Here is a 12,077-nt window from a genome sequence, read left to right on the forward strand (position 1 = left end):
ATCGGGGACACATCGCCGGGTGCGAAATGACGCACAATCAGAGCGGTCCGCCCCATTTTATCATAACAACAGTCAGGGACATGAAATGAGTATAAAACCTCCATTTACGGAGCTGGACATCAAGACACAGGATGCCGGCTTCTATAAAGATAACAGTCTGCCGATCGCGCTCATATCAAAGGGCATCATGGTCGCGCTCGTGCTTTGGGCGCTGATCTGGCCGGCCAACGCCAATGGCACTCTGGGAAGCTGGAACAGCATGCTTCTCGGGGTATTCAACCAGTTCTACATCGTGATTACGGGGATTTTCGCTTTTTTCCTGCTCGCCATCGCGGTCCTGCCGCGCACCGGCGCGCGTGTGATGGGCACCCGCGGCCAGAAACCCGAGTTTTCCAATTTCTCGTGGTTCTCGATGATGTTCGGCGCCGGTCTCGGCGTGGGGCTCATGGTCTTCGCAACGGCCGAACCGCTGGGCCTTTGGGGGTCTAACCCCCTCGTGGTTGCCGGCGAAGTGACCGGCAATACCGAAGAGGCATTGCAATCGGGCTATCGCTACACCTTCGCCCATTACGGCTTTCACGCGTGGTCGATTTACGTGGTGACGGGCCTTAGCCTTGCTTACTACGCCTATACGCGCGACATGCCGCTCACGATCCGGTCGGCTCTGACGCCGCTCTTCGGCAAGCTGATGAACGGCTTTCTCGGTCATGTCGTGGACGTTCTCGGCGTCGTCGCGACAATCCTTGGCGTTTCGGTGACGATCGGCTTTGGTGTGAGTCAGTTCATCGACGGTCTTTATGCCATCACCGGCATGGACTGGCTGATGGCGTTCCCCGAGGATGGCCCTCCGGCTCCCGGTAAGGTGGGTCTCATCGCAGGTCTTGTCGCGATCATGGGCATGTCGATCATTTCGGCGGTGTCGGGCGTTGGACGCGGGGTGAAATACCTCTCGAACCTCAACCTCGTCCTGTCGCTGGTCCTTCTGATGACCTTCGTGATCTTCGGATCGTTCGCGTTCGCCATGACGACATACGGCGCGGCTTTCGTGGATTACATCATCCACTTCGCACAGATCAGCTTTGGCGCTTGGGGTCCGCAATCCGCACCCGAGTTCGTTTCGGGGCTACCCGAGGCGGCACAACCCTTCGCAGCCGAGCTTCGCCCCGGAGCGACAAACCCCTGGGGAAGCTTTGGTGGCTTCAAGGAAGGTCTGACAGGTGCGGCTGCCGAACTTGACGAGGCAACCCTCGCCGCGGCCTACGAGGCTGGCAATGATGGTCGTCAATTCGGCTGGCAGTCGGCATGGACAACCTTCTACTGGGCATGGTGGATCGCGTTCTCACCGTTCGTGGGTCTCTTCCTTGCGCGCATCTCCAAAGGTCGTACCGTGCGCGAATTCATCGTGGGCTGTGTCCTTGCACCTTCGCTTGTCTGTTTCGCCTGGATGACCATCCTTGGCGGCACGGCCATCGACCTTGAGCTTTCGGGCGTGGCCGACGGTGCCATCATCGGCGCGTCGAACACCAACAAGCTCTTTGTCACGCTGGCACAGATGATCGACGGCGGGCTGTTGTCGGCACTCACCATCATGTGTGTGGTGCTGATCATGACCTTCCTCGTCACATCGGCAGACTCGGGTATCCTCGTGATGAACACGATCATGTCGGGCGGAAGCCAGGAAACCGGCATCAAGCACCGTATCGTATGGGGTCTGATCCTCACCGCGGTCATCGGCTCGCTGATCCTGACGGCGGGGAAAAACAATCCGATGGACGCGCTCAAGAACGCGATGATCATCGGGGCGTTGCCCTTCACGGTGGTCATGGGTCTGATGTGCGCATCCTTGGCCAAGGCGCTCTTCCGGGATGGGAAGCGCGAAAAGCTCGGCATCTACGAGCAACCCGCCGAGTGAAACGGCCAAACGCTTTGATTAAAGCGTTGTAAACTCCGATCAAGGCCCCTGTTCCGGCAGGGGCCTTTTTCATGCCCGGTTCATACCCGCGCCCGCACTCACAGGCACAAAAAAGGCGCCGCCCGAAGGCGACGCCGATTGTTGCGACAGAACCTTGGAGCCGGTTCAGTCTTCGGTGGTTTCCTCAAGCGAGAGCGCCACGAAACGTGGCTCGCCTGCGCGGCGCACCAGAAGCAGGATCGACTTGCGTCCAGCTTCACGCGCCTCCTCAAAGCGGTCCTCAAGCGCGGCAAGTGTCATCACCTGCTGCTGCCCCGCCTCGGTGATGACGTCCCCCGCGCGCATGCCCTTTTCATGAGCTTCCGACAGAGGATCGACATCCGTCACCACAAGGCCTTCGGATTTCGCGTCAAGCTCGAGCTGCTCGCGCAGTTCGTCGGTCACGGGCGTGAGGGTCATGCCCATCACGACACCCTCGACCGCATCGCCGTCCACGCCGCCGCCCGGTTGCGCGGCAGGAACCGCGCCCTCGGCTTCTTCGCGACGGCCCAACGTCACCTTGAGCGTCTGGGTTTCCCCATCGCGGAACACCACGATGCGGACTGTCTTGCCCACTTGGGCGTTGCCGACGCGGCGCACCAACTCGCGGGTATCGGCCACGTCCTTGCCGTCGAAGGACAGGATGACGTCACCGGCTTTCATGCCGGCCTCGCTTGCCGGGCCTTCCGGCACATCAGTGACAAGCGCGCCATTTGCCTCGTCAAGGCCGATGGCTTCGGCCACGTCATCCGAGACATTCTGGATATGAACACCCAGCCAGCCACGCCGCGTTTCGCCATACTCCTTGAGCTGATCGACAACCCGCGTGACGACGTTCGACGCCATCGAGAACCCGATCCCGATCGAGCCGCCATTCGGGCTGAGGATCGCGGTGTTCACGCCGACGACCTCGGAATCCATGTTGAACAAGGGACCGCCCGAGTTGCCACGATTGATCGCCGCATCCGTCTGAATGTAGTCGTCATACGTCCCGCTCAGAGCACGGTTGCGCGCCGAAACGATGCCCGCGCTGACCGAGAAGCCCTGACCGAGCGGATTGCCCATGGCCATGACCCAGTCCCCGACGCGCGCGGTGTCGCTGTCGCCAAAGCTGACAAACGGCAACGCCTCGTCGGCCTCGACCTTGAGAAGCGCGATATCGGTTTTCGGGTCGGTCCCGATCACCTCGGCTTCAAGTTCACCGCCTTCGTAGAACTCGATGATGATCTCATCGGCACGTTCGATGACGTGATTGTTTGTGACGATATACCCGTCTTCGCTGATCACGAAGCCAGAGCCGAGCGCCGAGGTGCGGCGCGGACGCCCCTGATTGTTGCCCCGGTCACGGAATTCACGAAAGAAATCCTCGAAGGGCGATCCTTCGGGAACCATCGGCATCGTGTTGTTGTTGGCGGCAACAACGGTTGAGGTGGTGATGTTCACCACCGCCGGGCTGACGTTCTCGGCCAGACCGGCAAAGCTTTCGGGGCGGGCTTGCGCCGCGATGGCCTGTGCCATCAACAGGGCAATCGTGATCACCCCGAGCCACAGCGCACGCAAGGCGCTGGTGGTATCCTGTGGTGCGGAAAAGGCTATTGCTCTCACGCGTTTCTCCTCTTGGATTTGGTTTGGTTAGTCCGTGTCGGTCCGCGGCCTGGGACCGGCCTCTGTCTACAATGTAGGAACGCTTGGCGAGAACGCAAAGCTTGCGACATGATAATCACGCGCGCGTGATGCGCCTCTGGTGAATGCGCTCAGCGCGGCTATGCTCCAAGCGCCTTGGCCACCCAGACAAGGAAGAGGCCAATCGCAATGGCCACCACCTCAACGATCCGCCGGGTTTCCTCCGGCATCTGCTTTAGGGCCGCCAGAAGTTGCTCAACAAGCGAAGGGGCCAGCGCATAGACCAGCCCCTCCACTATCAGCACCAGCCCGAGAGCCAGAAGCGCGGTTTCGATCATTGGTCCGGGTTGGCCGAACGCAGGTAATCGAAGAACTCGCTGTCCGGCGTCATCACCATCGAAGAATTGCTGCCCTGAAGCGCCTTTTCATAGGCTTCCAGCGAGCGGTAGAAGGAATAGAACTCCTGATCCGAGCCGTAAGCGTCGGCATAGATCGCGCTGCGTTCGGCATCGGCCTCGCCTCGGGTCACCTGCGCCTGGCGCTCGGCATCCGACAGGGTCTCGGTTACGGTCCGGTCGGCGAGGGCGCGCACGCGCTGCGCGGCCTCGTTACCACGGGCGATCTCGTCGGCGGCTTCACGATCCCGTTCGGCGCGCATCCGGGCGAAGGTCGCGTCGAGGTTCTGTTCCGGCAGGTTGGTCTGCTTGAGCCGCACATCGACGATCTCAAGGCCAAGCCCCTCGGCACTTGTGCGAGCCTGCGCGCGAATGCGGCGTGCCAGATCTCGACGGTCCGGAGACAGGATTCTGTCCGATGTCACCTGATCGGCACCAAGAACCTCGCGGATCTGGGCGTTCAGAACCGAGGACAATCGGTCCTCAGCGACAGCAAGGCCACCAACGCCTACGGCTTGCCGGAACTGCACAACATCGTTGATCCGATAGCGCGCGAAAGCATCGACCACGAGGCGACGGTCATCTGATGGCGTGACCTCGATCGTGTCGGTATCAAGCGACAGGATGCGGTCGTCATAGCGCACGACCTCCTGAATGAAGGGAATCTTGAACGACAGCCCCGGCTCTTCCTTCACGGCCTTGATCTGGCCGAATTGCAGGACCAGCGCCTTTTCGCGCTCATCCACCACGAAAATCGCGGACAGGCCGAGAAATACGACCACGACGAGGAACGGAATGATAAATTTCGTCTTACCCATGATCTCAGTTTCCTTGATTGGTTGTGGTATCGCGGCGCAGTTCGTTCAACGGCAGGTACGGCACAACACCGCTGCCGCCCTCGCCTCCGATGATGGACTGATCCAGGATTGTCTTATCTATATCGCCCAGGACCTGCTCCATGCGTTCGAGATAGAGGCGCTTTCGCGTGACTTCGGGGGCCTTGGAGTATTCCTCGAGAACCGAGGTAAACCGGCTCGCGTCACCGCTGGCCTCGTTGACCACGCGGGCGCGATAGCCTTCTGATTCTTCAAGGATCTGTGCAGCCTGGCCGCGCGCCTCGGCCAACACGCGGTTGGCATAGGCATCGGCCCGACGTTGCAGGCGGTCACGTTCCTGCTCGGCGGCCTGCACCTCGCGGAAGCTGTCGATCACTTCGCGCGGGGGATCGGCCTTGTCGAGGTTGACACGAACGACGCGAATGCCGCTGTCATATTCGTCAAGTGTTTCCTGAATGTCGCGCATCGCGGTATCCGCGATGAGTCCACGGTCCCGGTTGAGGATCGGCGAGAGGGTCGACGCCGCGATAATCTCTCGCATGATCGACTCGGACACCGCCTGCACCGTCAATTTCGGATCGCGGATGTTGAACAGGAGCTTCGAGGGATCGGCGATGTTCCAGACCACCTGAAAGTTGATGTCCACGATATTGGCATCGGTCGTCAGCATCAGCCCTTCATTGCCGCGCGTCTGGCGCTGTCCGATATCTTCCGTCCGCTCGGAGGTGACGTTGACAATTTCGTAGGAAAACAACGGCCATGGCGCAAAGTTCAGGCCGGGATTGCCGACTTGGTGGAAGTCGCCGAGGAACAGTTCGACGGATTGTTCCTCGGGCTTCACGGTGTAGACGCTGGCAAATACCCAGAGCGCCACGGCACCAAGCGCCGCAAGACCGATGGCGCCCTTGCCGAAAGCCGGGCCTTCACCGCCACTGCCGCCAGAGCCGCCTTTGCCGCCACCACCTTTGCCGCCCATGAGAACGCGAAGTTGGTCCTGCCCCTTGCGCATCAGTTCGTCGATTTCGGGAAGGCCGCTTTCGGGCGGTTTCCGGCCGCCGCGATCATCACCGCCGCCGTTATTGCCGCCGCGGTTTCCACCGCCACCGCCCGAGTTTCCGCCGCCGCCCCAGGGGCCGCCCGAATGTCCAGCCATCGATTACCTTCCTTTTTCCATATCTCTTACGGGTCTTATCCCCGTATTATGTCATAACCTGTAGGCTAATGCCCAGAATTCAAGCCGTTCGCACCGGGTCGTGCATCGTCACAAGCTCTTCTGTCATTGTCGGATGAACGGCGCAGGTGCGATCGAACTCCTCTTTCGTGGCGCCGTTCTTGATCGCGATGCCCACAAGCTGGATCATTTCCCCCGCTTCCGGCGCGACAATGTGGCACCCCAGAACTGTGCGGTTCGCCTTCGACACGATCAACTTCATCAACACGCGCTGATCATATCCGGCAAATGCCTGGCGCATGGGCTTGAACGAGGTGGCATAAACCTCGATCTCCTCCTGTTCACGCGCGGCCTCTTCGCTCAGGCCAATCGTGCCCATCTCGGGCTGCGTGAAAATTGCCGTGGGAATCAGATCATGGTCCACAGGGGTCGGGTTACCATTGAATACCGTTTCCACAAAGGCCATACCTTCGCGGATGGCCACAGGGGTCAGGTTGACCCGGTCGGTCACATCCCCGATGGCATAAATCGAGGGCACCGCCGTCTGGCTATAGTCGTCGACCACGATCTCGCCGTTGCGGCCCAATTCCACCCCGACCTCCTCAAGGCCCAGCCCCCCGGTATTGGCCTTGCGCCCCGTCGCAAAGAGCACCTGATCAAAGATCTTTTCACCACCATCGGTGCTCTTGACGCGGAAGCCCCCCTCGGCGGGCTCCATTTCAAGGATGTTGGTGCCCAATTGCAGGTCGATCCCCGATTGGATCATCTCGTTGGCGACAAGGCCGCGCGCCTCTTCATCAAAGCCGCGCAACACCTGCGCGCCCCGGTAATACTGTGTCACCTGAACGCCCAGACCATTGAGGATACAGGCGAATTCACAGGCGATATATCCGCCACCCACGATCAGGATCGACCGCGGCAATTCATCGAGGTGGAAAATCTCGTTGCTGGTCAGACCGTGGTCCGCGCCCGGCATGTCGGGCTTGATCGGATGTCCGCCAACGGCGACAAGAATATGCTTGGCGCTTTTTTCCTCGCCCGAGCCAAGCCGCACCGTATGTGCGTCGACCACTGTCGCCCGCGCGTCGAAGGTGTCGACCTCGTTTCCGCTCAGGATCTTGCGGTAAACGCCTTCCAGACGGTCAAGCTCGGCCTGAAGCTTTGACCGGAAGGCGTGCCAATCGAACCCACCGGCATGCACGGTCCAGCCATATTCCCCGGCCTCACGCATCATCTGCGGATAGCCGCTGGCAAAGACCATGAGCTTTTTGGGCACGCATCCCCGGATGACACAGGTTCCGCCATACCGGTCCTCTTCGGCGAGCGCGATCCTGGCGCCCGTCTGCGCGGCCACGCGCGCGGCGCGCACACCGCCCGATCCTCCACCGATGACAAAAAGGTCGTAGTCAAAGCTCATTTGCCTGTTTTCCCTTGTTCATGTGGGGGTCCATGCGGCAGGTCCGGCCGCTGCGTCCTGATCGCCTGCCGGATTGCGTCCACGGCCTCGGGGCCCAGCGCTCTCTGGCTGAACGCGGCCATGCGCGCCCGGTGTCCATCATCTGCGCGATATCCGATGATCGCGCCGTTTCCGCCTTCGGGTATATCGGCCCATTGCATCCGATCCCAGGTGACATGCTTATCGTGGGTCACGTGGCGCAGGGTCAGCCCGTCACGCGTCAGCGCGCCCAACGTTCTGCGGCGCACAAGACCGATGGCGATGAATGCCGCCCAAAGCGCGAGGCCCACCCCGAGGATCAGCATCCCGTTGCGCCCCGCACTCACCCCTTGCCAAAGCGACCACGCCGCAAGCCCGGCCACAAGCACGAGGTTCACGACGATCATAACCGTCTGCTTTCCTGTACGCTCGAACGTCATGGTCGTCGCCTGTCCCCGCTTGCCCATGCTCAATCCGCCAGGTCGCGGAACAGGTTCTCATTTTCCACGAAATCGAGTCGATCGGTTTCCACCGTGCCTTCGTTGATATCGCGAAGCTCAACCCGGCCATCGCCATAGCCCACCGAAACCACGTCGCAGATGTCGATGAAAAGCCCGTTCTCAACGACACCCGGCACCTGGTTGAGCACCATCGAAAGCTGTCGGGGGTTGCCGATCCGCCCAAGATGCAGGTCAAGTATATGGTTACCCTCATCGGTGACATAAGGATGATCGCCGCTCATGCGGAGGCTTACGTCACGGCCAAGCACATCCATCGAAACAAGCATTTCCTCAACAAGGGCCCGCGTCGTCTGCCAGCCGAAGGGAATGACCTCGATCGGAAGCGGAAAGGCACCCAGACTTTCGACTTCCTTGCCGACATCCGCGATCACGATCATCTGGTCGCTGGCCGTGGCCACGATCTTTTCCTGCAAGAGCGCACCACCGCCCCCCTTGATCAGGTTCAGTTCGCCGTCAAACTCGTCCGCGCCGTCGATGGTGATATCCAGCCATTTGGCCTCATCAAGGCTGATCACCTCGATCCCCACCTCGCGCGCCAGATCGGCGGTGCGGGTCGATGTCGGAACACCCTTGATGCGCAAGCCGTCCTCGCGCACCAGCTCCCCCAGACAGCGGACCATCCACGCGGCGGTGCTTCCGGTTCCAAGACCCACGCGCATGCCATCCTCGACATAATCGACCGCCTTCTTCGCAGCGACAAACTTGGCCTTGTCGATAGGCGACAAATCTCCGGACATGACAGCGACTCCTCGTTTTCTCTCTGGCCTTATAGGCGAGAGACCGCGCCCGCGCGAGGGGTCATTTATCGGTGAGTTTCACACGCCCTTCGCCATTTCTAGGGCATCAAAGATCCGCCATACGCCACCACGGGCACGGACAAGATCAGCAGCACACAGAACAGCCTTGCGTTCAATCGCATCAGAGCCTCCCTCACAGAGCGCGTCCATGATCGCCCACGATTGTAAAAACGGCGTTAATCCGGCTCCGGTCTTGCCCAAAAGCCGCTATTTCGCGGTGGCCCAGTTCAATTGCCCGGACGTTTCGATCGCTTCGGGATGGATGCCACGCAAACGCTCCAACGCCACCAGAGGCGCTTCGCCCGCCGCCACCATCAGCCGCAGCACGATCATCCCCGAGCGCCCGCATCCGCCCTTGCAATGCACCAGAACACGGCCCCCGCCCCGCAACGCGCTCAGCGCGGCGCGGCACGCATCAGGCCACGCCGTCAAGGTGTCGCCCACGGGTGCCGCGTAGTCCTCGATGGGCAAGTGAATCCACCGCGCGCCCATCGCGATGAACGACTGTCCAAGCGCCGGCTGCCCCAGCCGCGCCATCTCGGCATCGGTGGTCAGCGTCATGACGATCGACGGCCGCCAATCGCGAATATGGTCCATATCGGCCTCGAAATTGCCGCCTCGCCCGGGGAACGGACAAAGCGCCACGATGCCTCGAGACACGGATACGGCATGAATGACAAACCCCATGACGCGATGCTCAGAGCGTCTTGGTGCGGAACATGTCAAAGCCCGGCACATGACGCGCGCTGCGGTGCAGATGATCACCCTCTGTTTGATGCATAGCGGTCGTCGCCGCCTCAACATCGCCGCGCTGCCGCCGATCCTCGACAGTCCGGCGGCTCCGGATACCTCTCAAATGCATCTGACACTCCCGGGTGAAACCAGTTCAGGCACGGAGTATAGCCACGCCCGGAACAATCACAAACCCGGTTGCATGACGGCCCGTGCTCAAAATACCATCCATCGGTGTCGGTCCCGCCTAACTCTGGGTCACGACGGCAATGACGGACACGCGGATATGAGCGAAAGCAAAACCGAAAAGGCCGAACAACGTACCCAAGACGCCGAAAAGCGGACCGACTGGGCCAATGAACGCACCATTCTGGCCAATGAACGCACCTTCAATTCGTGGATGAGCGTCGGGCTCGGGGCTGTGGGTGTGGCCATCGCTCTCAGGGCCGTCTTTGGCGAGTTCGATCCAAAATGGGCCGCCAAGCTGGTGGCCAGCGCGTTTCTCGTCACAGCACTTTTGATCTACTGGTCGGCGTGGCGACAGGCCATCAGAGCGCTCAACCGCCTTGACGATTACGATTCCGAACCGATGCCGACCAAGAATTTCACAGTGGTCACGATCGTCATGACCATCGCCACGCTGGGCACCGGCGTTATCCTCTGGGGGCTGTAACCGCCTCCGGATCACGTTTCGGCGCGCGCCAAAACGGAATGCGCAAAGGCCGGGGAAATCTCTGATTCAGGTTTGCCGCGAAACCCTCTACCTTGGGTCAAACCCGAATCCCTTTCAGGATACTTTCATGCAGGACACGGCCACAGGCCCCTACCAAGTGCTCGCCCGGAAATACCGGCCCGAAACCTTTGCCGACCTCGTCGGACAGGACTCGATGGTGCGCACGTTGAAAAATGCGTTTCAGGCCGATCGCATCGCTCAGGCTTTCATCATGACCGGCATCCGCGGCACGGGCAAGACGACCACGGCGCGCATCATCGCCAAGGGCATGAATTGCATCGGTCCCGACGGTCAGGGCGGCCCGACCACCGAACCTTGCGGCGTCTGTGAACATTGTGTGGCGATCATGGAGGGGCGTCATGTGGATGTGCTCGAAATGGACGCGGCATCGCGCACCGGTGTGGGCGACATCCGTGAAATCATAGATTCGGTCGCCTATCGTGCCGCCTCGGCGCGCTACAAGATCTACATCATCGACGAGGTGCACATGCTCTCCACCTCGGCCTTCAACGCGCTTCTCAAGACGTTGGAAGAGCCGCCCGAGCATGTGAAGTTCATCTTCGCAACCACGGAAATCCGCAAGGTGCCGGTCACCGTTCTGTCGCGCTGTCAAAGGTTTGATCTGCGCCGCATCGAACCCGAAGTGATGATCAACCTGCTGCGCCGCATCGCCGACGCCGAAAACGCCCAGATCGCCGAAGATGCGCTCGCCCTCATCACCCGCGCTGCCGAAGGATCGGCACGAGATGCGACCTCGCTCCTTGATCAGGCCATCTCGCATGGCGCCGGCGAAACCACCGCCGATCAGGTGCGCGCGATGCTTGGCCTCGCGGATCGCGGCCGGGTTCTCGATCTCTTCGATCTCATTCTCAAGGGCGACGCAGCTGGCGCCCTGACCGAGATCAGCACCCAGTATGCCGACGGCGCCGACCCGCTCGCGGTTCTGCGTGACCTTGCCGAAGTCACGCATTGGGTCTCCGTGGTCAAGATCACGCCCGAAGCCGCCGAAGACCCGACCATCGGGCCCGACGAACGCGCCCGTGGCCAATCCATGGCCGAGGCGCTGCCGATGCGTGTGCTGACCCGCATGTGGCAAATGCTGCTCAAGGCGCTGGAAGAAGTATCATCGGCTCCCAACACCATGATGGCCGCCGAAATGGCCGTAATCCGACTGACCCATGTGGCCGACCTGCCCAGCCCCGAAGATCTCGTGCGCAAGCTTCAGGACATGCCGGTCACCGCACCGGGCCAGCCACCTGTGGGCGGCGCGACATCGGGCGGCTCTGCGCCGGGGGGCACGCTGTCGGGGGGCGCACCGGCCCCGCAATCCACTGATGCAATGCCGACGCAATACCGACATGATACCGACGTTCCGTCCCGTGGGGTCACCTCTCAGTCATCTTCGCCGCAACCGGCGCTTGCCGCCGAGCAGGCCCTCGCCCGCTTTCCAAGCTTCGAGCATGTGGTCGAACTGGTCCGCGCCAACCGCGATGTGAAGCTTCTCGTTGAAATCGAGAACACCCTCCGCCTAGCCGCCTATCAGCCGGGGCGGATCGAATTCGTGCCCACCGAGGCGGCCCCCTCCGATCTTGCAGCGCGGCTCGGCTCTGCGCTTCAACGCTGGACCGGGAATCGCTGGGCGGTCACGGTCGTCAATCAGGGCGGCGGCGAAACCATCGCCGAAAACCGCGACGCGTCCAAGCGCGCGCTCGAAGAAGAGGCCAGCCAGCACGCGTTGGTTCAGGCGGTGATGAGCAGTTTTCCCAAGGCGCGCATCATCGACATCCGCACCGCGCAGGACGTGGAGCAGGAGGCCGAGACCGAGGCCCTTCCCGAGGTCGAGGACGAATGGGATCCATTCGAAGAGGACTGAAGCACCTCGA

The 12,077-nt window shown here is 61.2% G+C and carries 12 protein-coding genes; 3 read left to right on the forward strand and 9 right to left on the reverse strand.

The features are described from left to right. Positions 1–85: 85 nt before the first annotated feature. Positions 86–1,912 carry a BCCT family transporter gene (locus tag V8359_RS12485; RefSeq protein WP_336429258.1) on the forward strand — a complete coding sequence of 609 codons (1,827 nt, stop codon included), beginning with the start codon at positions 86–88 and terminating at the stop codon, positions 1,910–1,912. 165 nt (positions 1,913–2,077) lie between these two features. Here the strand turns inward: V8359_RS12485 and V8359_RS12490 are convergent, their stop codons facing one another. The 9 genes from V8359_RS12490 to V8359_RS12530 all read right to left on the reverse strand — a co-directional run bounded on the left by V8359_RS12490 (position 2,078) and on the right by V8359_RS12530 (position 9,591). Further along, a complete protein-coding gene (locus tag V8359_RS12490; protein WP_336429374.1) occupies positions 2,078–3,469 on the reverse strand; it encodes a Do family serine endopeptidase in 1,392 nt (463 codons plus the stop codon). Positions 3,470–3,714: 245 nt separating this feature from the next. Further along, entirely contained in the window at positions 3,715–3,912 is a 198-nt protein-coding gene (locus V8359_RS12495; protein WP_336429260.1) for a DUF2065 domain-containing protein, read from the reverse strand. Further along, positions 3,909–4,787, reverse strand: a complete 879-nt coding sequence (hflC, locus tag V8359_RS12500; RefSeq protein ID WP_336429261.1) for a protease modulator HflC — start codon at positions 4,785–4,787, stop codon at positions 3,909–3,911. The genes V8359_RS12495 and hflC overlap by 4 nt, the downstream gene beginning before the upstream one ends. 4 nt (positions 4,788–4,791) lie before the next feature. Further along, positions 4,792–5,958: an FtsH protease activity modulator HflK gene (gene hflK, locus V8359_RS12505; RefSeq protein ID WP_336429262.1), complete on the reverse strand. Its 1,167-nt coding sequence runs from the start codon at positions 5,956–5,958 to the stop codon at positions 4,792–4,794. A 79-nt stretch (positions 5,959–6,037) separates the two neighbouring features. Further along, complete coding sequence (gene gor / locus V8359_RS12510; protein ID WP_336429263.1) at positions 6,038–7,393, reverse strand: glutathione-disulfide reductase; 1,356 nt, start codon at positions 7,391–7,393, stop codon at positions 6,038–6,040. Further along, a complete protein-coding gene (locus tag V8359_RS12515) occupies positions 7,390–7,851 on the reverse strand; it encodes a hypothetical protein (RefSeq protein WP_336429265.1) in 462 nt (153 codons plus the stop codon). The genes gor and V8359_RS12515 overlap by 4 nt, the downstream gene beginning before the upstream one ends. 29 nt (positions 7,852–7,880) lie before the next feature. Next, positions 7,881–8,669, reverse strand: coding sequence for a ribose-5-phosphate isomerase RpiA (rpiA, locus tag V8359_RS12520; protein ID WP_336429267.1), 789 nt, complete (start codon positions 8,667–8,669; stop codon positions 7,881–7,883). 267 nt (positions 8,670–8,936) lie between these two features. Next, a complete protein-coding gene (locus tag V8359_RS12525; protein ID WP_336429269.1) occupies positions 8,937–9,416 on the reverse strand; it encodes a phosphatase domain-containing putative toxin in 480 nt (159 codons plus the stop codon). A gap of 10 nt (positions 9,417–9,426) precedes the next feature. After that, positions 9,427–9,591 carry a hypothetical protein gene (locus V8359_RS12530; RefSeq protein ID WP_336429270.1) on the reverse strand — a complete coding sequence of 55 codons (165 nt, stop codon included), beginning with the start codon at positions 9,589–9,591 and terminating at the stop codon, positions 9,427–9,429. 156 nt (positions 9,592–9,747) lie between these two features. Here V8359_RS12530 and V8359_RS12535 point away from each other — a divergent pair, with 156 nt between their 5' ends. Further along, a complete protein-coding gene (locus V8359_RS12535; protein ID WP_336429272.1) occupies positions 9,748–10,134 on the forward strand; it encodes a YidH family protein in 387 nt (128 codons plus the stop codon). Between the two features lie 127 nt (positions 10,135–10,261). Beyond that, positions 10,262–12,067, forward strand: a complete 1,806-nt coding sequence (locus V8359_RS12540; protein ID WP_336429273.1) for a DNA polymerase III subunit gamma/tau — start codon at positions 10,262–10,264, stop codon at positions 12,065–12,067. The last annotated feature ends 10 nt before the right edge of the window (positions 12,068–12,077 follow it).

Origin of the sequence: Roseovarius sp. E0-M6, assembly GCF_037083845.1 — a bacterium.
Taxonomy (GTDB): Bacteria; Pseudomonadota; Alphaproteobacteria; order Rhodobacterales; family Rhodobacteraceae; genus Roseovarius.